This window comes from Chakrabartyella piscis, from assembly GCA_030067835.1.
Classification (GTDB): domain Bacteria; phylum Bacillota; class Clostridia; order Lachnospirales; family Anaerotignaceae; genus Chakrabartyella; species Chakrabartyella piscis.
The window spans coordinates 1,216,893-1,239,795 of record CP092441.1 but is presented as its reverse complement, the minus strand read 5'-3'; the positions used below and the strand labels follow the sequence as shown (position 1 = coordinate 1,239,795).

The 22,903-nt window shown below is 35.4% G+C and carries 25 protein-coding genes and 1 pseudogene; 7 read left to right on the top strand and 19 right to left on the bottom strand.

Annotated features, from left to right (window positions below):
* Positions 1-23: 23 nt before the first annotated feature.
* The 5 genes from MJY40_RS05505 to MJY40_RS05485 form a co-directional block, all read right to left on the bottom strand.
* A complete protein-coding gene (locus MJY40_RS05505) occupies positions 24-371 on the bottom strand; it encodes a TnpV protein (protein WP_317856033.1) in 348 nt (115 codons plus the stop codon).
* 101 nt (positions 372-472) lie between these two features.
* On the bottom strand, positions 473-1,564 hold the full coding sequence (locus MJY40_RS05500; RefSeq protein ID WP_317856032.1) for an AAA family ATPase: 1,092 nt from the start codon (positions 1,562-1,564) through the stop codon (positions 473-475).
* Complete coding sequence (locus MJY40_RS05495; protein ID WP_465221465.1) at positions 1,551-1,880, bottom strand: plasmid mobilization protein; 330 nt, start codon at positions 1,878-1,880, stop codon at positions 1,551-1,553. The genes MJY40_RS05500 and MJY40_RS05495 overlap by 14 nt, the downstream gene beginning before the upstream one ends.
* On the bottom strand, positions 1,864-2,961 hold the full coding sequence (locus MJY40_RS05490; protein WP_317856030.1) for a site-specific integrase: 1,098 nt from the start codon (positions 2,959-2,961) through the stop codon (positions 1,864-1,866). Before MJY40_RS05490 ends, MJY40_RS05495 begins: the two co-directional genes overlap by 17 nt.
* 1 nt (position 2,962) lies before the next feature.
* Entirely contained in the window at positions 2,963-3,157 is a 195-nt protein-coding gene (locus MJY40_RS05485) for a hypothetical protein (protein ID WP_317856029.1), read from the bottom strand.
* Positions 3,158-3,349: 192 nt separating this feature from the next.
* On the opposite strand from MJY40_RS05485, the gene MJY40_RS05480 reads away from it, so the two are divergent.
* Positions 3,350-3,814: a helix-turn-helix domain-containing protein gene (locus MJY40_RS05480; RefSeq protein WP_317856028.1), complete on the top strand. Its 465-nt coding sequence runs from the start codon at positions 3,350-3,352 to the stop codon at positions 3,812-3,814.
* Positions 3,815-3,817: 3 nt separating this feature from the next.
* Positions 3,818-4,534 (top strand): HNH endonuclease, encoded by a 717-nt coding sequence (locus tag MJY40_RS05475; protein ID WP_317856027.1) that lies wholly within the window; start codon positions 3,818-3,820, stop codon positions 4,532-4,534.
* A gap of 647 nt (positions 4,535-5,181) precedes the next feature.
* Here the strand turns inward: MJY40_RS05475 and MJY40_RS05470 are convergent.
* From MJY40_RS05470 to MJY40_RS05450, 5 genes are all read right to left on the bottom strand, one after another.
* Positions 5,182-6,120: an AEC family transporter gene (locus tag MJY40_RS05470; protein ID WP_317856026.1), complete on the bottom strand. Its 939-nt coding sequence runs from the start codon at positions 6,118-6,120 to the stop codon at positions 5,182-5,184.
* A 150-nt stretch (positions 6,121-6,270) separates the two neighbouring features.
* Complete coding sequence (locus MJY40_RS05465; protein ID WP_317856025.1) at positions 6,271-7,626, bottom strand: dicarboxylate/amino acid:cation symporter; 1,356 nt, start codon at positions 7,624-7,626, stop codon at positions 6,271-6,273.
* Between the two features lie 48 nt (positions 7,627-7,674).
* Positions 7,675-8,955 carry an aminotransferase class V-fold PLP-dependent enzyme gene (locus tag MJY40_RS05460; RefSeq protein ID WP_317856024.1) on the bottom strand — a complete coding sequence of 427 codons (1,281 nt, stop codon included), beginning with the start codon at positions 8,953-8,955 and terminating at the stop codon, positions 7,675-7,677.
* 58 nt (positions 8,956-9,013) lie between these two features.
* Complete coding sequence (locus MJY40_RS05455) at positions 9,014-9,664, bottom strand: aminopeptidase (protein WP_317856023.1); 651 nt, start codon at positions 9,662-9,664, stop codon at positions 9,014-9,016.
* A 2-nt stretch (positions 9,665-9,666) separates the two neighbouring features.
* Complete coding sequence (locus tag MJY40_RS05450) at positions 9,667-9,975, bottom strand: hypothetical protein (protein ID WP_317856022.1); 309 nt, start codon at positions 9,973-9,975, stop codon at positions 9,667-9,669.
* A 254-nt stretch (positions 9,976-10,229) separates the two neighbouring features.
* Here MJY40_RS05450 and MJY40_RS05445 point away from each other — a divergent pair, with 254 nt between their 5' ends.
* Positions 10,230-10,883 carry a GntR family transcriptional regulator gene (locus tag MJY40_RS05445; protein WP_317856021.1) on the top strand — a complete coding sequence of 218 codons (654 nt, stop codon included), beginning with the start codon at positions 10,230-10,232 and terminating at the stop codon, positions 10,881-10,883.
* A 42-nt stretch (positions 10,884-10,925) separates the two neighbouring features.
* Here the strand turns inward: MJY40_RS05445 and MJY40_RS05440 are convergent, their stop codons facing one another.
* Complete coding sequence (locus tag MJY40_RS05440) at positions 10,926-11,984, bottom strand: IS30 family transposase (protein ID WP_317854549.1); 1,059 nt, start codon at positions 11,982-11,984, stop codon at positions 10,926-10,928.
* Between the two features lie 307 nt (positions 11,985-12,291).
* On the opposite strand from MJY40_RS05440, the pseudogene MJY40_RS05435 reads away from it, so the two are divergent.
* Positions 12,292-13,626 (top strand): annotated as a pseudogene (locus MJY40_RS05435) (IS1182 family transposase); the annotation flags it as partial.
* Positions 13,627-13,790: 164 nt separating this feature from the next.
* Here the strand turns inward: MJY40_RS05435 and MJY40_RS05430 are convergent.
* From MJY40_RS05430 to MJY40_RS05410, 5 genes are all read right to left on the bottom strand, one after another.
* A complete protein-coding gene (locus MJY40_RS05430; protein ID WP_317856020.1) occupies positions 13,791-14,516 on the bottom strand; it encodes an ATP-binding protein in 726 nt (241 codons plus the stop codon).
* Positions 14,420-15,088, bottom strand: coding sequence for an AlbA family DNA-binding domain-containing protein (locus MJY40_RS05425; RefSeq protein WP_317856019.1), 669 nt, complete (start codon positions 15,086-15,088; stop codon positions 14,420-14,422). Before MJY40_RS05425 ends, MJY40_RS05430 begins: the two co-directional genes overlap by 97 nt.
* 154 nt (positions 15,089-15,242) lie before the next feature.
* Positions 15,243-15,542: a plasmid mobilization protein gene (locus tag MJY40_RS05420; RefSeq protein ID WP_317856018.1), complete on the bottom strand. Its 300-nt coding sequence runs from the start codon at positions 15,540-15,542 to the stop codon at positions 15,243-15,245.
* Position 15,543: 1 nt separating this feature from the next.
* Positions 15,544-16,620 carry a site-specific integrase gene (locus tag MJY40_RS05415; RefSeq protein ID WP_317856017.1) on the bottom strand — a complete coding sequence of 359 codons (1,077 nt, stop codon included), beginning with the start codon at positions 16,618-16,620 and terminating at the stop codon, positions 15,544-15,546.
* A 4-nt stretch (positions 16,621-16,624) separates the two neighbouring features.
* Positions 16,625-16,816 carry an HTH domain-containing protein gene (locus MJY40_RS05410; protein ID WP_317856016.1) on the bottom strand — a complete coding sequence of 64 codons (192 nt, stop codon included), beginning with the start codon at positions 16,814-16,816 and terminating at the stop codon, positions 16,625-16,627.
* A 262-nt stretch (positions 16,817-17,078) separates the two neighbouring features.
* Between MJY40_RS05410 and MJY40_RS05405 the strand changes: the two genes are divergently transcribed.
* The 3 genes from MJY40_RS05405 to MJY40_RS05395 all read left to right on the top strand — a co-directional run bounded on the left by MJY40_RS05405 (position 17,079) and on the right by MJY40_RS05395 (position 19,703).
* A complete protein-coding gene (locus MJY40_RS05405) occupies positions 17,079-18,257 on the top strand; it encodes an IS110 family RNA-guided transposase (RefSeq protein WP_317854589.1) in 1,179 nt (392 codons plus the stop codon).
* 290 nt (positions 18,258-18,547) lie between these two features.
* Entirely contained in the window at positions 18,548-18,895 is a 348-nt protein-coding gene (locus MJY40_RS05400; protein WP_317854372.1) for a transposase, read from the top strand.
* Positions 18,780-19,703, top strand: a complete 924-nt coding sequence (locus MJY40_RS05395; protein WP_317854373.1) for an IS3 family transposase — start codon at positions 18,780-18,782, stop codon at positions 19,701-19,703. The genes MJY40_RS05400 and MJY40_RS05395 overlap by 116 nt, the downstream gene beginning before the upstream one ends.
* Positions 19,704-19,818: 115 nt before the next feature.
* Here the strand turns inward: MJY40_RS05395 and mobP3 are convergent, their stop codons facing one another.
* The 3 genes from mobP3 to MJY40_RS05380 form a co-directional block, all read right to left on the bottom strand.
* Positions 19,819-21,006 (bottom strand): MobP3 family relaxase, encoded by a 1,188-nt coding sequence (gene mobP3, locus MJY40_RS05390; protein WP_317856015.1) that lies wholly within the window; start codon positions 21,004-21,006, stop codon positions 19,819-19,821.
* Entirely contained in the window at positions 21,007-21,351 is a 345-nt protein-coding gene (locus tag MJY40_RS05385) for a ribbon-helix-helix domain-containing protein (RefSeq protein ID WP_317856014.1), read from the bottom strand.
* Between the two features lie 493 nt (positions 21,352-21,844).
* Positions 21,845-22,834, bottom strand: coding sequence for an AAA family ATPase (locus tag MJY40_RS05380; RefSeq protein WP_317856013.1), 990 nt, complete (start codon positions 22,832-22,834; stop codon positions 21,845-21,847).
* Positions 22,835-22,903: the final 69 nt, after the last annotated feature.

Genomic DNA, 22,903 nt, shown 5'->3' with positions numbered 1-22,903 from the left:
TATGCACGCTTTTATCCATATCTCTAAGACCTGTCATCTGTCATTTCCGTCATAACAATTTCATCTGCCCAGTTACGCGCCTGTGTTCTTAGCTGTACCACTTCATTGAATTCTAAAAGCGACAGATCATACTTAAATAGATATTTTTGCTGTAATTCTTCTGATTGCTTATAGCCTTTTTCATCTATCCCAGTTAAATATTGCAACAGTTTTCCACTTAATAATAACTCTCTATACATTTCAATCTTGTGATTATAGATATATTCCATCTTCGCTTTTCCAAACTTGCCAAGGGTATCAATTCCATGCAACCCCATATCTAAACGAGGGTATAACAATCCATCTACTTCTTCATATTCAATATATAACATATGCTACTCCTTTCGCTGTGCATTAACATTTATGCACGCTTTTATATAGTGACAGGTGACAGATGACAGGTTATATATACCATTAACTGCCACCAACACTTTTAGTTAATTCTTGTTAATATAATTTTTCTGCCATCCTTGTTTCGCTTGTAATCTAAAGAAATGCCATAATCATTCAAGAGCTGGTCGACATTTACATTCAATATGCGTGTAATCGTACTTGGTGAGTATTCATCGCTATTTAGCTTTTCTATCAACTCATTTGCCGAACCATTAAAAGTAGGTGTTTCCACTGTTAGCATCGTATTTATATCTTCTAATAGTTGGATTTTGGGAACTTCCAAAACCTCATTTACTACCTCTAGCAACTCCCATACCCATTGCTCACGATTAAACTCTAATTGAAATCTTTGGTCAGCATTATCTCTACCTACAATATCTAGCATTGCTTTTGAAGATATTCGATTTTTCTTTGTCATAACAAATGCACCATCAGCAGCACCCATAAGTCCATTACTGCCAGAAATTGTGTCAAATATATCATCAGCAGCTTGTTTTCTTGTATGATGAACCACAAGCAAACAGATTTTATGTTTTTCAGCAAAATCTTTCAAACCATCAATAATTTCATAATCGCTGTTATAAGAAAATTGTTCTTGCACTGTATCACGAATTTTTTTCAATGTGTCAATCACAATCAATTTAGTAGATGGGTGATTATGAATAAAATCTTCTAATTGCTCACGAAGTCCACTGTTTAATGTTTTTGCAGAAATAGCGAGATGAAAATTTGATGTGCTATCAGTACCATACATAGTTGATAATCGTCTTTGTAGTCTTGCATAATTATCTTCTAGTGCCAAATAAAGCACATCGCCTTTAGATACTTTAAACCCAAACAAGTCTGTTCCTGTACTAACTGAATATCCAAGCTGTGCCATAAAAAACGATTTACCCACCTTGGGAGAACCTACAAATAGGTATGTACCAACATCTAGTATATTTGCAACAATAGGTATTTTAGGTGGAAAAACAGTATCTAATAGCTCGTCCATATTCATGGTTTCAAGCGCATACGGATTGATTTTTTCGCTTATTTGTGGTATATTAAAAGTGATATTTTTATCGAAAGACTGTTTCCCATCTATTGCCGTAGATGATTTGGAAATGGTCTTTTTTTCATTGTTCACCATATGCACCTCCACTAAATCCATTTAAAATTTTAGAGATATATGCAATCAGCTCTATTAAATCTGAATGTTCATCTGTCGCTATTTCAATTCTTTGCAGTTCCACTAAAACATCTTGTAGCTGATTTCTCAGTAACTTATATGTTCGTGGATTGCCTTGCACAATCACATCAACCTGTAAAACTCTATTTATTAGATATTCTTGCTTTGATAAACCAGATAATTTTGCAAATTGGTCTAGCTGTTTCGCTTCCTCTGGTGACATTCTAAAAGCCACAGTTTTACTTCGCCATCTGTTTTTCTTATCCAATGTTTTCATTGACACTATTATCACCCCTTTCCAGTTGTAATCTATCTGCCATTTCAAGTTGCTTTGATGGAAATAAATGTGCATAACGATATGTAATATCAATACTTTCATGTCCAACTCTACCAGCTATTGCCACTGCATCAAACCCCATATTTATCAATAGTGAAACGTGAGAGTGTCTAAGGTCATGTATACGAATTCTCTTTACCTCGGCACTTTTACTTCCTCTATCCATTTCATGGTGCAAATAGCTTTTAGTCACCATAAAAATACGGTCATTTTTTCGCACTTTATAAATAGAGCCGATGTATTCTTGGATTTCTTCACTTAGAAAATCTGGCATTTGTATGGTTCGTTTACTTTTTGGTGTTTTGGGATCAGTGATAATATCTTCGCCTTTTATCCTTTGATATGACTTGCTTATTCTCACAGTATTGGCAGTAAAATCAAAGTCTTTCGGTGTTAATGCCAACAGCTCACCCATACGAATACCACACCAATATAGCATTTCAAAAGCGTAAAATGAAATCGGTTTATCCATCATAGCATCTGAAAATCTCAGATATTCTTCTTTTGTCCAAAACAACATTTCGTCAGTCTGCTCTTTACCCATATTTCCTGCTTTTTGTGCAGGATTAGATTTTAATTCATAAAACCTAACAGCGTGGTTAAATATTGCTGACAACTGATTATGAATTGTTTTCAAATATGTTGGCGATGGTGATTTCCCATTCTTATCTACACTTTTAATTATGATATTTTGCCATTTAATCACATCTGCTGGCTTAATATCATTCATTTGCCTATCTTTGAAATATGGCAATATCTTGTTGTCAATAATACTCTCTTTCGTGAGCCATGTATTGAGCTTTAGTCTGTCTTTTAAGTCGCTTTTATAAATATCTACAAAAGCACTAAAGTTCATTTCTAGGTCGGCAGTTTTTTTCTGTAAAAACTCTCGTTCCCATGCTAAAGCATCTTTTTTAGTTGCAAATCCTCGTTTTGTTTTGCCTTTGTTTGCACCAGTAAAATCTCGGTAATAGAAAAACACATACCATTTACCAGTTTTTGAGTCTTTGTACGCTGACATTTTAACCCTCCCTTCTTTGTTTTACATAAATTTTTTCATAGAAGTAATCTCTGCTGACTTTACCAGAAATAGTCAGATACTCATCTTTGCTTAACTCCTTGTTTAACTCACGCACAATTTTATATGCGTGTGCCACTGATATTCCTAATTCCTCAGCTACTTCACTTGCATGCATGAAGCGGCTGTTTGTGTTCATATGTTGTCCTCCTTTTTACAATATTCCTAACTGGTTTGTTAGTTCATTTTTATTATACTAAACATTTTGCTTAGCGTCAAGCATTTTTTATTAAAAACTAAATTTATTTGTTAGTTTTATTTGACTTATCTAAATTATGTATAGTATACTATATTTATAAAACTAACTTTTAAGTATAATAGAGGTGCAACTATGAGTATTGGTATTAAACTGAGAAATCTCAGAACATATAGAGGAATGACGATGAAAGAACTCGGCATTGCAGCTGGTTTTCCTAAATCATCTGCCGACGTAAGAATAGCACAATATGAAGCTGATGCTCGTATTCCTAAACCAGATATTATAGAAAAATTAGCATTCGCATTACAAGTACACCCTAAATTTTTATCAACATCTGAAACATTAATAGCTCAAGATATCATGCATATGCTATTAAGTCTTGATAAAGAAAATACTGTGCGTTTTCATGAAGAAGAATATACTAATATCCAAGGAAACCCTTGCACCGATAACTATATGACTGATATTCAACTAAACTATTATTTTAGTGAATGGACGAAAATCAAAAAAGCTCTCCAACGAGGAGAGATAACTTTAGAACAATATAACGAATGGCGTATGAATTGGCCTAATAAACCAGATTGGATGGAGGGGTAGTAGATGAATTCAAATTCAAGAAAATCCATGTCTATCATTGCTTATTTTTTGTCTGAATACGATTTGGAAGCTGTAAAAGCACTTGGTTATAAAAATCGAAAATTATGTTTTGAAGGAGTATCGTCTTTTTTCAAATTAAATGATGATTATTTAAGATTACGTCGTGATGAATTTGCAGCATTACCTTCTAGCCGTAGTACCAGAACGGGTTTTTCAAAACGACCACCAAACACACTAACTGTGCAAATTGCTAAAGATCTTCATAATTTTACTTTTGAAGATCTTTTAAATATGATATATTTCATTATAAATAATCCAGAAGAAACGTATGCCAATGTTTTAAATTTTGGTGCACAATATATTATCCAATCCATTTATCCCGAAACAGCAGATCTCAACGATTGCTATGAAGGTGCTAAAACAACTGTAACAGTTAATCGTTACGAAAGAAATCTCGAAGCTCGGCAAAAATGTATTAACCATCATGGCTGTTATTGTCACATCTGTAATCTTGATTTTAAAAAAGTTTATGGTGAATTAGGAAACGGATTCATACATGTTCACCATATAAAACCTTTGCACGAAATTAAAGAAGGGTACATCGTTGATCCTATTAATGATTTAATACCCGTTTGCCCTAATTGCCATGCGATGCTACATAGAAAACTTAACGGAAAGAACATTACAATTGATGAATTAAAAGACATGATTACTTTTTAATATCAATTTAATATCACCGACAAAAAACAAACCTCGCAAGTCCTTATATTTCAAGGCTTTACGAGGTTTTTGCATTTTATTCGAATTCGAAAAATGGAAATGTATTGTAGGTATTTTCCTTTGATTTTCTTTATGTTTTACAAGTGAATTTATCAATTTTCGCTCTATTATTATCAGTTGCAAGACTTTTCAATATCATTTTAATAGCAAAATTTAAGTCGATGACCATTCTTGCAAGAATAATTTTTAATATCAATTTAATATCATGAGCAAAAAAACAACCTCACAAACCCGCATTATTACTGGGTTTGTGAGGTTTCTTGGTATTATTCCCACTCGCCGCCGTTGATTGTTAAATAGGAGCATTTAGATCTAAAAAGGCTGTAAAGCGGGGTTAATTTTCTTCATATTATTATAGGTATTGGGATTATTATGAGTTTTTGTTATCAAAATGTTATCAGTGATTTATTGTTACTTAAAACTATTTTATTATATAAGTTTAAAGTATAATAACCCACTTCTTTTTAAGTCAACAACATAAAAACTGACATAACCAAAAAAACAAAATATCTCAACATTTACACAAACATTACTGTATCAAAATTTATATTTGATATATCCTTTCCCCTATAACATCAATATTGTTTTCACAACAGGTTCATATATTGCAAAATAGTAACCCATGTGAAAATTGTAAAAATAGATAGTATCGAGTCCCAAAATACAATTTGACCTGCCAATTCATCATTTACACCAATACTTTGTGCCATTGTAAAGCTCGAAACAGCTGTAGGGCTTGCAAACATCGCCATCAATATTGCCAATTCTATGTCTCTAAACCCCATAAAAATTGCTATAGAAATCCCAATCAAAGGTACTAGTATCAACTTTCCCAAAATAGCTGTATATAATAATTTCTTGAATTTGACAAAGCCATTGAACTGAAAACAACCACCCAAAGCAATCAATGCAAGAGGTGTTGTAACTTTAGAAATATCTACAAGTACATCTTCTAAAAGAAATGGTATATGTATTTCAAACCCAAGAAACACAAACCCCAGAATGGAAGCAATAATCAAAGGGTTTTTTACTACTTCTTTTATGATTACAACAACATTCATTTTTTGTTCAGAGTACATTTCTAGCGCGATTACCGAAAGTATATTGAACATTGGAATTACAAAAGCAATCATAATGACCGTCACACTGACCATTGTATCTCCGAATAAGGAAATAGTCATCGGTACACCAAATAAAATAAAATTACTACGAAAAATTCCTTGTATCATAACACCACGATCTCGATTTTCAGATACAAAATGTGGTATTATCCACATCAAAAATAAATAGATCGCCAATATACTGATAACACCAAACGAAACCATTGGAAGTGCCGTGGTCAGATCAAAAGAACTTTGATAAATATTGATAAATAGTAATATAGGTAAAAAAACCTTAAAACACAAACTATTCAATAGCTTTAAAAATAGGTCATTAAAAATACCAATACGTTGCAGTACATACCCCAGTCCCATCATGCAAACCAGAGGAAATACCACTGAAAATGATAAATAAAAAACATCCATTTGTTTACCTCAATACAAGCTAAATTGCATCATAAGCTATCCTCTTTATGTCGAGACAAATAGCGTAGATTTATAGCATCTCAAATCAAAGAACTTTATCTAGCACCATTTGTCTCAATAATTGCATTTTTCACATACAGTAAATAAATCTTACATATCTAAAGACTTCCTATTGTAATACACATCTTTATCTAAATCACCTTCTGAATTTGCAACCATCAAAGCAACACTTGCATCCCCAACTACATTTAAAGATGTAAGAACCATTTCTACCGGTTTATTGATTGCCAAAATAAGCGCATACGTCATCATTGCAATTTCGTTTGTAAAGCCCATACCCGTAACCACTGTAAGCAAAAGTACAGAACCAGCTGCTGGAATTGCAGGTGTACCAGCCGAAGCCATAATTGCCAACAAAGACATCATCATAAAATCAGCAGGAGAAACACTATAGCCAGCTACAGTTGCAATAAAAGTAGTTCCAATTACATGCATAATTGCTGTACCATTCATGTTAATGGTCATGCCTAATGGCAATACAAAATCTGCAATGTCTTCTTTGATACCCAATTCTGTTGTAGTTGTTTTTCGATTCAAAGGCATTGTTGCTGCTGAAGAAATAGTTGAAAACGCAAACAAACCTACTTTCGCAATTTTCTTTAAGAAAATAACTGGATTTAGTTTTGTGACACCAAATATAATCAAAGTATATCCAAAAATCAAATAAATGATTAATACTGCACAAGTAACAGCTACATATACAAGTACAGATTTCACTTCTTCCAAACCATACAGTGCCATCGCTCTTGTAATCATAGCAAAAATTGCAACTGGACCAACTTTATTGATTAAGAAATCAACACAAATTTGAATCAACTTAGCAACACTTTTGATAAGATTTTTAAATGACTCGCCTTCTTTACCCATAGTATTCAAACTAATTCCACAAACAACAGCAATAAACACAACAGCTAAAATTGCATTGTTATTTGAAAATGTGGTAATGATATTATCTGGAACCATTGCAATTAAAATAGACATGGGATTTGCACTGCTAACGGTTGTCAAATTGGTGACGTCTTTCACAATAGAGTCCGAAACAGTAAAAATACCTACTTTTACACACCAAGTCGAAACAAAACTTGCTACAATACAACCTAAAATATAGACACCTAAAAATCCGCCTACAGTTTTATATGCCATTCTTCCTAATTTTTTCAAATCTGTAATGCTATCCATAGCCAATAACAACGAAGTGAATACAAGTGGAGTAATGATTAATTTCAGCCCATTCAAGAAAAGTGTTTGGATTACAAATAAAATACCTACTCCTGATTCAGCTGTTACATCTGCCAATAAAATGTAATATATTAAATTCCAAATTGTTTCATTTCCACTAGCGTTTAATTTTTCATTTAATATCATTAGTATAAAACCTATGGTAAATGAAGCAATTAAAGCTATTATCATTTGACGAATCAATTTATTTTCTTTTCTTTGTTCCATACTTTCATCTCCTTTGGTCGCATTCTGTGCCCACGTCTTGAAAATCATTTATCTAGTTGCAATTTCTTTCGTAATATTCAAGAATTTATCGATATCTTCTGTGCCATGACAGTGCATTGGTGATACACGAACCAAACCTTTGTCAGCCCCCAAAGCTTCAACAATACGCTTAGAATAAATACTGGTTGCTGCACGTGCAGCAGTAGTGACACCTCGTCTTTGATATTCTTCGCCCAATTCAATGACATCCATTCCTTCAATACGAATACCCGCAATCAAATCTCGACCTTCTACTGAATCAGTATCTGCACTGATTGCAACGCCAGGAATATGACGCAAACCAGGAATTTCTTTTGTTCCTTCCAACATATAGTGCAAAAGCGCTCTTTCTTGCAAATGAATTCTTTTCATTCCTTCATAATACAATTCTTTTCTATTTTCGCTTGCAATAAATTTTTTGCCGATAGAACATACATAATCAACAACTGCCATCATTGCTGCAAAATTACCAGGAGCTGGTGTCCCCAATTCAAATACTTTTGGATCTTTTGCAATGATTTTATGATGAGGCATATGAGCAACTCGATCAGATACATATGCAAATCCACAACCACGAACACTGAAGAATTTATATGGTGCAAAATTCATAGCATCTAAACCAAGTGTTTCTACATCCATAATCATATGTGGTGCATGTTGCACCGCATCGCTGATGATGTAAATATCAGGTTTTATTGCTCTAACAGCTTTTACAATTCCTTCCATATCCATAACACTACCAGAAATATTGGAAGCAGACATAATACTAACCAAACAGGTATTTTGATCCACCAATCTTGCAACTTCATCTGGATCAATTCTGCCAGTTTCTTTATTTGCTTGTGCAACTCGCAATTCACGACCATGTTTTTTGCAATGGAATTGCATAGCATCAAATGCAGACGGATGTTCCAAAACGGAAACAACTGCATTGGTACCTTCTACGTTGTCCATAATTAAATCAACAATTTGGAACATACATTGAGAAGCTGTCAATTCGGACATCAAAGCACCGCTTTTTGCATTGAAAACAATATCCAAAAGTTCTTTTGTACCTTCTTGTACATACGCCTTTAATGTCAAACCTCTTTCATGGTCTCTTTCGGGACAATCTGGGTAGCGTTCCAAATCCGCTTTCACCTCAACTGCTTTTTGCAAACGCAAAGACCCGCCTGAGTTATCAAAGAAAAGTCTTTCCCCATCTCTTGGATCTTCATTTGGCATAAAAAATTGATTTTTCAATTCTTGTACCAATACACTGTCAAATAAAATACCTTTAGTTTCATTCATACGTAGTACCTCAACTTTCTCATCTCATCGTCAATTATATTATAGTGTAATATAATCATCAAACCTTAACGATTCCTGCCTCCAAAACAACAGTATCATCCACAGTCAATGTTGGATTTTTAAAAATTAAGTCAATATGTATTGGACAACTGACGGTACCTCCAAAACCAACGTTGTCACCACAACCAAAATGTACAGTACCACCACAACCTTCGTCTTCAAGCATTCTTCCATTGAGCTCACACATAGGATTCAAACCAATTCCAATTTCACCAACACAGTAAACATTCTCATCTCCAAAGGATTCCATCACTTCAGCAAAAATTTCAGCTTGTTTTCCTCCTTCAATTTTTGTAATCTTGCTTGCTTCAATTGTGATTTTGATTTCATCATGAATCAATCCAAGCTTTGGATGTGGAATACTTCCATCTATATAAACTACACCATAACCCGTCCCTTCAACTGCACAAGTTGCACATTCCACATCTGGTGGAGAAGATGCAACCCCTTTTTCAACACTTCGTCCATATTGTGGCAATGGTTTTCTACCTGCAATAGAACATGTGAAGTGTGAACCATTTTCGCAGGTGATATTCAATGTTTTTGCACCATCTTCAACATCTGCAATTCTTTTACATGTTGCTCTTGCTGCAGCAAAATCCGCATATAAACCACCAGCATACATCATACTCAAATCATAATCTGCCATATTTACAAATCGAGCACCTTTGGCAACTGCTTCTTTTCTCGCTTTTGAATGATATAAAGAAAATTTAGTTGCCCAAAAATAACATCTGCTTCTAACATTGCTGCTGACACCAACTTTGTAGCATCTTCACCATGCATGGAACGTTCATCCATCATAACCATTGTTTTATTTGGAAAATCTTTTGCTGCATCATATACAAGCTTCGCAATCTCATAGCTTGTAGGGTCTGTTACAAATAAAATCTTTTCTTCTTTTTGACAATTTGAACATGTTGTTAAAAGAACATTGGCTGCTTTAGGTATCTCGTGCATACATTTCCTCCTCACATAAACGATCTGGCATTCTATATATACTTAATTCGCATTCATCTTACATGCAAGTAGAATACAAGTTAAGTATATGCAAATTATTCCACATTGTCAATAGTATTTTTAGCTTTTTTTAGATTTTTTTATAAACTTTGTATATATTCTTTATAAATACATCTTGCACGCAAGAATTGACTCTGATATAATGAATTATATTTTATTTATCCCTATGCAAATGAATTGAGGTGCAACAAAAAATGAATATAAATGAAAAACAAAATCTGAGCATTGAATCATATGAATCCATTAAACGTATGATTTTAAATGGCGAATTGAAACAAGGTCAAGCAATTAGCATCAGTGCTATGGCTGAATCCCTTCAAATCAGTCGTACCCCCGTTACCAATGCGTGCCAAAGACTAGAACACGAAAAGTTTTTGACAATCCTTCCAAAGCAAGGGGCTATTGTCAATACCATTTCTATAGAAGCAGCTTGTGGTATTTATGAATTACGCGCTGCTATAGAATCATATAATGCAAAGAGAGTTATAAATCTAATCACAGCAGAAGACATTAGAATTTTAAAAGATTCCATACAGATACAATATTCTGCCATTGAACGTAAAGATTCTGTTGCATTTATGGAAGCAGATATTTTTTTCCATAAATATATTTTAGAAAAAAACAAAAACTATGAAGTAACCGCAGTAATCAATCCACTATACGATCGTGCTTTTATGCTGGGTATCAAAAATAGCATGTCCGATGCACGTATAAAAAGTTCTTTGGATGAACACACTCGAATTATTGAGGCATTGGAAAAACGCGATATAAAAGAATTTGCAGATGCAATTGAAGCAAATATCTTAAATGGTCTATATAGTTTAACTGGTAGATATTTTATTAAATAATTGAAAATTGCAATAACAAATTGAACACTTTTGAAATAAAGTTTACTGCTTGGTTCTTCTATAAATTTGATCAAGCTGATCTTCAAATAATTCTTCTGGTGTGTAATATCCCAATCTCTTTGTTGGGGTTGCGTTGATTTCATCCGAAAACGCCAAGATTTGCTCGGGAGAAAATTTTGTGATAGAGGTGGATTTTGGAATGAATTTACGCAAAACACGATTTGACCGCTCATTCACCGGACGCTCCCAAGAAGAATATGGATGGGCAAAATAAACCTCGCTACCTAGATTCTCGAAGTCTGAAAAACTGGCAAATTCACTTCCGTTATCTGTGGTAATGCTACGAAACACTTGATTGAATTTGTCTCCAAACTGTTGATGGAGCTGTTTCATTGCAGAGGCAACTCCGTCAGCGGTTTTTTCATCAATACGCAGGGTAATATAGTAACCCGTCAGCCGTTCAACAATGCTGAAAACGGCTGCTTCGCCCTTCTTTTTTTGACCCAAAACGGTATCAGATTCCCAGTGACCAAAGGTGTTTCTGAGGACAACTTCAAGAGGACGTTCTTCTATACTTTTTCCGTATAAACGCTTAGAAATACGGGGTTTTCCCTGTGGTCGACGTGTCAATATTTCTGGAAGGTCGAATAAAGAGAGGGGCAATTCTCCGCTTCTCAATCGGTTGTAGAGTGTTTTGGTACATGGAATGGTGTCTGGAGGAAATAACCCAAGCAACCTTGCACGACCCACGCAAGAATCAAACGACCTTTTGTGTTCTTTCACTTGCTTTACCAACCAAGAAATAAACTGCGAATCCTGAAATGACTTCTTAGGACGACGACAACGGCTCCGATTTTCTTTGTAAACGGTAGCGCCTCTCTTTGCAGAGTAAGTAGGCTTTCTCCCACGACCGGAGTAAGCTGGCGTGCCTCTTTCCAACTCATATCCTATTGTGGAAGGGCTACAATTCAGCTCACCAGCGATTGCTCTATTAGAGTAACCCAGTTTGTGTAGGTGTTGGATTGCTCCACGCTCTTCCGCTCCTAAGTGTTGCCCCTTCTTGCGTTCTACTGGATTTGTGCTATAATTGGTATTGTCCATAGTATTTGGCTCCTTCTCTTAGAATCTTGTGTGGTAACTTTATTCTAACAGAAAATCCATTCACTGTGGACTTTTTTATGTGTTCAATTTGATTATACAATTAACCTTTATTAAATAATTTCATCTTTATGCATTTTCCTCTTTAGTTATTAATATAAAAAGTTGATAAATAAACTACTTTGCCAAAATCAACATGTACACATTGTCAAATCCCCCTTAAATCATAAGATTCAAGGGGATTTCAGACTGTCAAAAAAGTCAGCATAAGCTGGCTTTTTTTGGTATAATGAGGTTGAGGTGATGACAAATGTTGAGTAAAGAAGAAATCAAAAGAACATCAGTAGAAATCATAAACATAGATATGCTCGTTCCAGAAAATCATTTATTAAGAAAAATAGATAAAGCCGTAGATTTTAATGAAATTTATTCATTTGTGGAAGATTTGTACTGCTCAAACAACGGCAGACCTAGCGTTGACCCTGTTGTTCTCTTTAAAATGGTGTTTATCCAACATTTGTATGGAATTCGCTCTTTACGCCAAACGGTAAAAGAAATTGAAATGAATATTGCCTATCGCTGGTTTTTGGGCTATACCCTCAATGATAGTATTCCGCACTTTGCTACCATTAGTTATAACTTCAACAATAGATTTAAAGAAACAGTGGTAGAAAAAATTTTCGCTTGGATTTTAGGTGAAGTTGAGAAAAAAGGATATTTACGTCCAGAAGTTGTGTTTATAGATGCAACGCATATCAAGGCAAATGCAAATTTAAAGAAAAACATCAAAAAAGAAATACCTGTTGCAACTAAAAAGTATGAAAAGCAACTTTTTGAAGAAATCAATAAAGACAGAGAAGATAATGGAAAAAAGCCTTTTGATGATAAAAATGACCCTCCAAGAACAAAAACAATCACCACTTCTACAACAGATCCAGACAGCGGTTTGTTCCATAAGGGCGAACATAAAAAGTGCTTTGCATATGGTGCACATACCGTTTGCGATAAAAATAACTTTGTATTAGAAACCGTTGTAACACCTGGAAACATCCATGATAGTGTTGTATTTGATGAGGTTTATCATAAAGTGACAGAAAAATATCCAGAAATACAAGTGATTACAGCTGATGCAGGATACAAAACCCCATGGATTTGCAAGCAAATATTTGATGATGGAAGAATACCCTCTTTGCCTTACAAAAGACCAGTGACGAAAAAAGGAAATTCACCATGGTATGAGTATGTTTTTGATGAATACTACAACTGCATCATTTGCCCAGAATATCACGTTTTACCATATACAACCACCAATCGAGATGGCTATAGAGAATTTAAAAGTTACAGTTATATTTGCGAAAAATGTGAAAATCTTTCAAGGTGTACCGAAAGCAAAGACCACAGAAAGGTAGTCACCAAGCACATCTGGTGGAAATATTTAGAAAAGGCAGAGGATGTGCGGCATTCTCCATTAGGAAAAGACACCTATGCGTTGAGGAGCCAAACCATAGAACGGGTTTTTGCAGACGCAAAGGAGAAGCACGCAATGCGATATACATATCATAAAGGCTTGGCTCAGGTTTCAAAATGGGTGAAGCTTAAATTCGCTGCAATGAACTTAAAAAAACTGGCAACATGGAGTAGTAAGCAGTATATGTTGTTTGTAGAATATGCGTTATTTATACGAAAGAACCCTATTCCAAGGTGCGGAATAGGGTTCTTTGACAGTCTGAAATCCCCCTTAAATCATAAGATTCAAGGGGGATTTTTATATTCACGTTATATCTTGTTAAAAAAGTGCTTAAACCAATATTAAACCTTGTCATTCGAAGTCAAAACATATTTCGTATTTTTTCCATTGCCAACTTTTATAATGATTCCCATTTCCAGCATCTCTTTGATGATTGCATTTGCTCTTGTCAATCCAACTTGCAACAATTCTTCAATCTCAGCTCTTGCAACCTCGTTCTGTATCTTTAGGTGTTCTACAACCTTGTTTTGTGCTTCTGTTAGTGCTTTTGTGGAAGTATTCATATTGGGTAATGTTACCCTAAACGCACCTTCAGCATGGTCAAATATAGGTTTTATATCACTTTCTTTGTAAGCACTCATAATCTTACCAATACCAATTCCATAGGATTCTATCAACTTCATTCTATAAAATAAATTTGCTAATTTTTCATTTCTTGGTTGCGATGCACCCATCATAACAGCTTCAATTGACAACCCTGATACCAGACCACCTAGTGAAATAATTTCCATTCTATTGCTATAAATATTGATGGAAATGCTACCACTAAAACTATAATCACGATGGATAATCGCATTGAGTAAGGCTTCTCGTATGGCATCAAAAGGATAGTCCCTATGGTCTACTCTTAGCAGTTCATTGAATGTCGCTTTTGTGTTGTTGTGCAAATCAATTGTGTAATAAGCATCATTTAGTTGATTGAATACTGATCCTGTAAATTCTTTTCTGCTTTTGAATACAGTTTTATCCTCTCCTTGAAAACCCCTAGCTTGATTGAATGTTTGCACTGGTCTGAAACAATTTGCCCCATATTTGTAATCATTCCATCTTGAGATAAAATCCCTAAATTCTTTTTTTGTATATCTGTAAACTCTAAATTTCGAGCCTTCATTTCTTTTTCAAGTTCCTTAAAGCTCAAGTCTTGGTCTAAGCAACGGTTGGTTTCAAATGAATCACCATCAGAAATTTTTATCATATTTCGAATGGCATCCTCTGACGCAGGTGCTTTAGATGCTCCTTGTCTTACATAAACACCAGAAGGTTTCATGCCCTTGTCTATCAAGTAATATGGCTTTCTTGTCCCCTCGCTTACAGATACTTTGATAATATTTTCCCCATCTATTTCTATCACTTCTAGTTTCACAAACATCATAATATCAGGTCTAATACTATCACGGAGCGTATTTGTAATTTTAAGCATGGTATCATCCAAGTCCTCTACCCCAATTACTTTTCCATCGTCAGCAACACCAACATATATTATTCCACCACTTGTATTGATAAACGCAAGTACTTCTTTTTTGATATCAGAAGTAAAACATTCTTTCAATTCCGTATTTTCATTCTCAATAAAATTCATAATATCTCCTTTCTATCTGTATTATATCTTTCTATCACTGATACTATCACATTTGCAGATAGAATACAAGCAGTATTGCCATTGTTTCCAATCAAAATCTATGATTTATCCCCTAATTTCTCACCTTTCTCTATTTTTACAACATTATATTTCTTCATTTGACTCTTATCAAGCGCATGAGATTTCTAAGTTCATTTTCTATCACTTCTCCATTTCGTACGTCCATTAACATATTTGACATTGCTTGTAACTCTTGTCGCAGCACTTTCACAACCCTAGGATTCGCCTGTATCGTCATCTCCGTATTCTGCAACCGATGCATAATATATCCCTGTTTACTCATGCCACTCAGCTTCACAAGTCTTTCAATTTCCTCCCATTCTTCTGGCGATACCCTGAATGCAACTGTTTTACTTCGCCATCTGTTTTTCTGGTCTACTGCTTTTTGACTCATATTAAAACCCTCTTTCTATTGACAGTTTGTCTGCGATTTCTCCCTGTTTGGTTGGGAACAAATGTGCATATCGATATGTAATGTCTATGCTTTCGTGCCCCAATCTATCGGCTATTGCTACTGCACTAAATCCCATATTGATTAAAAGGGAACAGTGTGAATGTCTCAAATCATGGTTTCGTATCTTTTTGACACCAGTTTCTTTGCACCCTCGTGTCATTTCGTTTTGCAAATACGATTTTGTTACTGGAAATATTCTATCATCGTTTTTCACTTTGTAAAGGCTATTGATGTACTCTTGAAGTTCTTCTGACAAGAAGTCTGGCATGGAAATGATGCGATTGCTTTTTGGTGTTTTGGGATCAGTGATGATATCTTCACCACTGATTCTTTGATAGCTTTTATTGATTCTCAAAGTGGATTTTTCGAAGTTAAAATCTCCTTTTGTAAGTGCAAGAAGTTCGCCACTACGAATTCCTGTCCAGTACAACACCTCATAAATGTAGTAGCTCATTGGCTTATCCATCATGGCTTCAGAGAATTGCAAGTATTCTTCTTTTGTCCAGAATAACATTTCCTTCGTTTTTTCCTTGCCCATATTCCCAGCTTTTTGGGCTGGGTTGGATGGCAATTCATAGTATCTGATTGCATGATTGAAGATTGCAGAAAGTTGATTGTGAATGGTTTTTAGATACACCGGTGACATAGGTTTTCCATTATTCCCTTTGCGTTTCATCATTTGATTTTGCCACTTTATAATATCTGCTGGCTTGATTTCATCCATCTTTTTATCCTTGAAGTATGGCAACAGCTTGTTCTCTATGATACTTTCTTTGGTTCTCCAAGTATTCTGCTTTACCCTATGTTTTGTGTCCTCAGCATAGATTTCTACAAAACTTTTGAAAGTCATATCGAGGTTCGTTTGGGACTTTTTGATAAACTCCCTTTCCCACTCCAAGCCTTCTCGTTTGGTTTTGAAACCACGCTTACACTTCTGCTTTATCTGCCCCGTATAATCTTGATACCTAACCGACACAAGCCATTGACCATTCTTCGACGGATCTTTATTTACCGACATACTCTCACCTCGATTCGTCTACAATTCCATAAAACTTTTCTTCAAAATATATTCTACTCACCTTACCTGTTAATGTCATAAATCCTTTTTGTTCTAACTCCAAGTTTAATTTTTTGATGATTTTGTATGCGTGTGCCCTTGATATTTCAAGGCTTTCTGCCATTTCACTTGCCGATACAAACATCTTTTTCTCCATAGATTCTCCTTGTATAATGAAAACATAGTAAATTCTAAGTTTTCATTTGATTTTTTATTTACTATAATTTAAATAGATGCTATGGATTAGTGATTTCTCCTACAGCAGCTTAGCTGACTGGTTCGTAAAGGCTCTAACCATGGCTCTATGTTTAATTGTTGATTAGTTAGATAACGCATAGACGTTTTATATAGAGCAAGGATACATTTAACATAGAGTTCGTGGAACGTAGTATCAAATAAATTTAAAGGAGTTGTTTTCTATGTTATTTGTAGGTATTGATGTTGCTAAAAGCAAACATGATTGTTGTATTATTGATTCTGATGGTGTTCTTCACAATGATTCTTTACGCATTGAAAATTCAAAACTAGGCTTTGATTCTTTAGTTGAATCTATCTATTCAGCCTTAGACTCTAAAGATATTTCTAACGTAAAAATAGGACTTGAATCAACAGGGCATTACAGCACTAATATCACTAACTTTCTACTTGCTAAAGGTTTTCAAGTCACTACCTTGAATCCTTTATCTACTAATCTTTTTCGTAAAGCCCACACGCTCAGAAAGACCAAAACGGACAAGACAGATGCTAGAGTGATTGCTGCTATGCTTTTTACTGATGATTCAAAATCCTATTCACCAGTATCATACCAAATTTCTGAGCTAAAGTCACTAACAAGACATCGTTATCGTATGGTTGGATATCGCTCAAAACTGAAAATATCTATTACTAGATTAATTGATATTATCTTCCCAGAGCTACCCTCTTTGGTGTGGTCTATTCATCAAGCGTCTTCTTATGCTGTACTTTTGGAGCTGCCTTCTCCAACCGACATCTCTAATTGTCACCTTACTAAACTTACTAACTTGCTTTCTAAGGCTTCAAGAGGTAAATATGGAAAAGAAAAAGCAATTGCATTTAAAAGCGTTGCTTCCAATTCTATTGGTTCTTCAAGCAGATCTATTTGTTTTGAATTGCAACAAACTATTCGATTAGTTCAGTCTGTTCAGTCTGAAATTGATGCTTTGGATGCTCAGATTAAACTTGTTATGCAAGAAATCGATTCACCTATTATGTCTATCCCTGGTATCTCTTTTACTTTGGGTGCTATCATCTTAGCCGAAATTGGTGATATCCATCGTTTTTCCAATCCTGCTAAGCTTTTAGCTTTTGCTGGTATGGAACCTTCTACCTATCAATCAGGTAAATTTAATGCTTCTAATACTCCTATGGTAAAGCGTGGGTCCACTTATTTGCGTTGGGCTATTTTGCAAGCTGTTCGCCTTGTTGCTATGCGTGATGTTTCTTTTAAAAACTATCTTAACCACAAACAGTCACAGGGTAAGCATTATTATGTTGCTATTAGCCACGCTGGCAAGAAGCTTGTTAGACTGATTCATTCTTTGTTAAAGAATAATTGTTCCTATATTCCTCAACACTAGTTTTTTGTATTTGTTTTTTCGAGCAACTAATGGTTGCTCTGTTTGCTATGCCTTTTTTCTAATCAACTGACTTTTGTAAGTTTATCTAACTTTTTATCATTTTTCTATTGACTTCATATAGTTAGTCTTTCCAAACACACAATACCCTAAGTTTTTTACAATAGCTAGTGTTAGTGGTTATCACGTTGCAACTTCTACACAATATAATGGTACCGTGATTTAAGACAATTTTCGAGACAATTCTTAATGAATTTGTTATACTAACAACATCAGAAAGAAGGTGCTCACACATGTCTCGAACAAGAAGAAGTTTCACCGCTCAATTCAAAGCCGATTTGGTGATTGAGTTGCTGAAAGGCGAAAAAGATTTAAACACATTGGCTACCGAAAATTGCATCCAGCCTAACCTGTTAAGAAATTGGAAAAAAGAATTTTTATCCAATGCATCTGCTGCATTTGATGATACTCGTATGGAAAAAACGAACGAAAAATTACAACAAGAGCGTAAGGAAAAAGAAGCATATGCCAAAAAAGTCGGTCAACTTACAATGCAAGTGGACTGGCTCAAAAAAAAATCTGAAGAAGTTCTTGGACCAGACTACGAAACGAAGTATTCTCCAAAACCTTTCGAAGACTAAGGATATACCTGTATCTACAGGTGCAAAGCTGTTATCGGTGAATCGTACCAGCATCTACTATGAAAAGCCAGCGATATCCGCTGAGGAATTGGAATGCAAACGAATCATTGATCAGCTACACACAGAACATCCCACTTGGGGTGCAAGGCAGATGTCAGCACAACTGAAACAACGCAACCATAACGTAGGTCGCAAGCGTGCTAGACGTTACATGAATGAAATGGCCATTGATCCGATTTATCCAAAGATGAACCTTTCCAAACGCATGCAGGAGGCAAAGATATGCCCCTATCTATTGCGTAATGCGGTTATCGAACGTCCCAATCAGGCGTGGTCAATCGACATCACCTATATTGGAACAAAACACGGATTTCTGTATCTAACAGCCATCATCGACTGGTATAGTCGTTGCATTGTTGGTTGGGAAGTGGATGATACATTAAGCACTCATATGGTTATGAATGCGGTCAAAAAGGCATTGAAAGTAGCAACACCTATCATATTGAATTCAGACCAGGGCTCTCAATTTACAAGCAATGAATACAGAGCCTTTTTGAAGGAACAAAAAATCAAACAAAGCATGGATGGCAAAGGGCGATGGGCTGATAACATCATGATTGAACGATGGTTTCGCAGCTTCAAATACGAAGAAGCATATTTGACAGAATATACATCCATTAAGCAGGCTCGAATAGAGATAGCAAAGTATATTCACACATATAACTTTGAACGTCTTCATTCGGCGCTGGACTACCAGACACCAGCATCCATGTATTATCCCATGCAACTGTTACCAATGGCAGCATAAGAGGAGGGGTTACTCTTTCCTTTATTAAATTGAGTTCATTAAAAAAGAATTGTTTTTTTGTCTTGACAACTGAGCCATTATACAAGCAACAAATTTTGGCGATTTATTTTTGCTTTTACATACTCATTTCTTGTTGGTTTTGTAAATCTTCACCTGTATGTTTCATACCTAGTGCTTCTTTTTTCTCAATACTCTTTGCCAATATTTTTTTATCTATACGTTGATTCATTGTAGTACAATCCTTTATTATTTCATCGGTAAATACTTTTTCTATTGATTTTAAAACGTTCAAAATACCAACACCGATCGCAGTGCTATTATCGTTTTTTGCTTCTGCTTTTTGTGGTATTTGTGCGTAATTCATATCCAAATTCAAACTCAAACCCATATCTAAATCCATATCCATCTGCTCCACCTCTTTCAGAATCATATTTTTGATTGAGCGGAATGCAGCCTGTTCAGACAGTGGTAGTTTTTCAGGTTTTTCTGTTGTATAACTGCTATAAATTTCAAATTTGGTATCGTACCACATATCATAAGCCTCTTTGATTTCTGGCAGTTTTGCAAGTTCGTCTACGATTTTATCCACCTTTGTTTTGTCTGATTTTTTCAAATATTCATAGGATTTTTTGCCCTTATAGTTTTGCATTGCATGGTTTAAATCATAAATCAACTGCAATATCTCATTACTTGGTTGCACTTTAATGTCTTGGAATATATCTTTGCATTTCTGCTTTACCTCATCACGTTGCATGGATTGCATTGCATATACTTGTTCCAACTCTAGAGAAAACACCTCTTTTGTCACTAGAGATTTGAATTGATCAATACCCTTTTTCGTGAGATAACCCTCATTGGGATTTTTAGAATAGACCACCATATGCACATGAGGGTGATGACTCTCATTATGAAAGCTGGCATACCATTGGAGGTTATCAATCTTGATTTTGTAGTAATCTGCAATCTTTGGTGCGATTTGTGACAACATATTTTTCCATGCAGTGCCATTGTCGAAGCCTGTTCTGATGGCATCTTCACGAGTAAGAGAAATGATTGGCAGCCAAATATTGCCCGTATGGTTTGCCACTTCTTCTTGCACCTTGGATAAAACAATCTTGTCATTGCCACTGGTGAACAATCCGTGATTGGAAACTTTTTCAACACCTTTTCGATTTGCGATATAATCAACGTATTTCTGGACGTGTTTCTCCACTCCATCTCGTGTGCCAATGTAGTTCACAAGATTTCCACCATGAGCACCCCCACCTTTGATGTAGTTGGATTTCAAAATAACTTTAGGCATTTAATCACCGCCTTTTCCAATCTGAACAGCCAAATTTTCCATATCATTTCCATCCAATTTGTAAGCAAGTTGTAGAATTTTCACCACCATATCCAGTTGAAATTTGTTTTGATTCAGCTGTCTATGCAATCTATTTTCACAGCTTTTGATTGCACCTTGCATCTCACCTATCAAGATATTTGAGATAAATTTCGTAGCATTTTGTGTCAGCAAGTATCCAGAATAAAATTCGATTGCACGATTGACAAACTCACTTTGATTTTTCATATCCTCTTTTTCCACCAATAGATCCATTGTTTTCAGCAGTTTTTCATCAATCCAAATATTTGTACGAATTGCATTCATTTTCCCACCTCATTCCTATATATCGTTTTACGACCACCTCAAGGTATACCTAGAGAATGGCTTGTTTGGGGGATTTTCAGCATCCAACAGCACCATTCACAGCACTTGGGTGTACCCATCTTTTTTGTGGTTTTATCTTTTTGGTCTTGCAAACACGGTCGGCACTGCCGTCCGATGTAACCGTGGGTGCACCCACTTTATCCCGCACTTTAATATGCGACCTATAAATTGCCAGAAACTGCCGTAAATCACTCTAGCCTTTGATGCATTCTAGTCCCTTGAATATCGGTGTACATTGGCTTATTTGCGTTTATAACTTCTCCGTTGAGCAAACACCCTATAAACTATTTCCAGTGCCAGAAACGCCGTTGTACATTGGGTGTGTGTGCCCTTCAACCCTCATTTGGTGCAACTCTCCCATCTCTGCCAGCAAAGCCTCACACAAGCCGACACAGAGGCAAACAGGGGCGATAGGGACAACGTTTTGCCACACCTACTTTCCATCGACACTATCGTCACCCACTCTGATGAGTTCCACAATTCTCTTACCATTGCTTCGCCTCGAAACACCCAGTATTCCAAGCTTTTCAAACCTTTTGGATAATCTCTTAATGTTTTTAGAAATCACTTTATTGGAAAAATTTTCGTCACTTATTGCGTTTAGCAGGGACGATAATTCTGTTGCAGAACCACTGAAAATCACCTTATCACTCATAAAAATATCCACAGCATTGATGAAATTCAAATCTGATAAAGTTGTTTCCGAAAGGCTATCCGAAAGTTTAATCCAACAATTTTCATCGGTCCGTTCCATCTCCATCTCTCGTGGTTCGATATCTCTGCCAATGCAATTTAACACACTCGCTTTTTCACCTCGTTTGGATTGTGTCATTGTGAACATGGTGTCCACCACGCCTTGCAAGCCCGTGCTACCTGAAATCTGATGGAAGGTATCACTATCTTTTTGTTTTCTGAAATGATGAATGAGTAAAATTGCAATGCCGTATTCATCTGCTAATTTTTTTAGTATCATCAAATCAGAATAGTCACTTGCATAACTACTCTCTGTACCAGTGCGTACTGTTTGAAGCGTATCAATAATAATCAACTTTGTATTTTGATTTTCACAAACAAAATTTTTGATTCGTGTTTCCAACTCACCACCCAATTTCGAAATCTCTGTACAGAAATGAATGTTATCTGGTGCTATATCGATGATTTCCAACAACCGATTTTGAATTCTGATTTCGTTATCTTCCAAAGCCAAAAACAAAACTGTTCCCTTTGCAGTTTCAAAATCAAAAACCTTTTCTCCATTTGCGATCTGAATGGACAACCATAATGCAAACCAACTTTTCCCAACCTTTGGCGAACCTGCAAGCAAACTCAAACCATTCGGCAACAAGTGTTCTATCACAAATGGTATTTCTGCAAGCTCTTTTGATAAAATTTCTGCTGCTGTTATTGTTTTAAATTTTTTCATATAAAATCCCTCCTTTGTTGTAAAGATCAGTATTGTTATTTTGTTTTTACCCCCTCACTGTATTGGCAA

What these genes read in the sequence shown, in the direction of transcription:
- MJY40_RS05425 (WP_317856019.1), bottom strand. Translation starts at nt 15,088, where the DNA reads ATGAATTTTATTGAGAATGAAAATACGGAATTGAAAGAATGTTTTACT.
- MJY40_RS05505 (WP_317856033.1), bottom strand. Translation starts at nt 371, where the DNA reads ATGTTATATATTGAATATGAAGAAGTAGATGGATTGTTATACCCTCGT.
- MJY40_RS05495 (WP_465221465.1), bottom strand. Translation starts at nt 1,880, where the DNA reads ATGAAAACATTGGATAAGAAAAACAGATGGCGAAGTAAAACTGTGGCT.
- MJY40_RS05445 (WP_317856021.1), top strand. Translation starts at nt 10,230, where the DNA reads ATGAATATAAATGAAAAACAAAATCTGAGCATTGAATCATATGAATCC.
- MJY40_RS05460 (WP_317856024.1), bottom strand. Translation starts at nt 8,955, where the DNA reads ATGAATGAAACTAAAGGTATTTTATTTGACAGTGTATTGGTACAAGAA.
- MJY40_RS05475 (WP_317856027.1), top strand. Translation starts at nt 3,818, where the DNA reads ATGAATTCAAATTCAAGAAAATCCATGTCTATCATTGCTTATTTTTTG.
- MJY40_RS05470 (WP_317856026.1), bottom strand. Translation starts at nt 6,120, where the DNA reads ATGGATGTTTTTTATTTATCATTTTCAGTGGTATTTCCTCTGGTTTGC.
- MJY40_RS05455 (WP_317856023.1), bottom strand. Translation starts at nt 9,664, where the DNA reads ATGGCAGATTATGATTTGAGTATGATGTATGCTGGTGGTTTATATGCG.
- MJY40_RS05400 (WP_317854372.1), top strand. Translation starts at nt 18,548, where the DNA reads ATGTCTCGAACAAGAAGAAGTTTCACCGCTCAATTCAAAGCCGATTTG.
- MJY40_RS05405 (WP_317854589.1), top strand. Translation starts at nt 17,079, where the DNA reads ATGTTATTTGTAGGTATTGATGTTGCTAAAAGCAAACATGATTGTTGT.
- MJY40_RS05410 (WP_317856016.1), bottom strand. Translation starts at nt 16,816, where the DNA reads ATGGAGAAAAAGATGTTTGTATCGGCAAGTGAAATGGCAGAAAGCCTT.
- MJY40_RS05480 (WP_317856028.1), top strand. Translation starts at nt 3,350, where the DNA reads ATGAGTATTGGTATTAAACTGAGAAATCTCAGAACATATAGAGGAATG.
- MJY40_RS05485 (WP_317856029.1), bottom strand. Translation starts at nt 3,157, where the DNA reads ATGAACACAAACAGCCGCTTCATGCATGCAAGTGAAGTAGCTGAGGAA.
- MJY40_RS05385 (WP_317856014.1), bottom strand. Translation starts at nt 21,351, where the DNA reads ATGAATGCAATTCGTACAAATATTTGGATTGATGAAAAACTGCTGAAA.
- MJY40_RS05440 (WP_317854549.1), bottom strand. Translation starts at nt 11,984, where the DNA reads ATGGACAATACCAATTATAGCACAAATCCAGTAGAACGCAAGAAGGGG.
- MJY40_RS05380 (WP_317856013.1), bottom strand. Translation starts at nt 22,834, where the DNA reads ATGAAAAAATTTAAAACAATAACAGCAGCAGAAATTTTATCAAAAGAG.
- MJY40_RS05500 (WP_317856032.1), bottom strand. Translation starts at nt 1,564, where the DNA reads ATGGTGAACAATGAAAAAAAGACCATTTCCAAATCATCTACGGCAATA.
- MJY40_RS05395 (WP_317854373.1), top strand. Translation starts at nt 18,780, where the DNA reads ATGCCAAAAAAGTCGGTCAACTTACAATGCAAGTGGACTGGCTCAAAA.
- MJY40_RS05465 (WP_317856025.1), bottom strand. Translation starts at nt 7,626, where the DNA reads ATGGAACAAAGAAAAGAAAATAAATTGATTCGTCAAATGATAATAGCT.
- mobP3 (WP_317856015.1), bottom strand. Translation starts at nt 21,006, where the DNA reads ATGCCTAAAGTTATTTTGAAATCCAACTACATCAAAGGTGGGGGTGCT.
- MJY40_RS05420 (WP_317856018.1), bottom strand. Translation starts at nt 15,542, where the DNA reads ATGAGTCAAAAAGCAGTAGACCAGAAAAACAGATGGCGAAGTAAAACA.
- MJY40_RS05490 (WP_317856030.1), bottom strand. Translation starts at nt 2,961, where the DNA reads ATGTCAGCGTACAAAGACTCAAAAACTGGTAAATGGTATGTGTTTTTC.
- MJY40_RS05415 (WP_317856017.1), bottom strand. Translation starts at nt 16,620, where the DNA reads ATGTCGGTAAATAAAGATCCGTCGAAGAATGGTCAATGGCTTGTGTCG.
- MJY40_RS05450 (WP_317856022.1), bottom strand. Translation starts at nt 9,975, where the DNA reads ATGCACGAGATACCTAAAGCAGCCAATGTTCTTTTAACAACATGTTCA.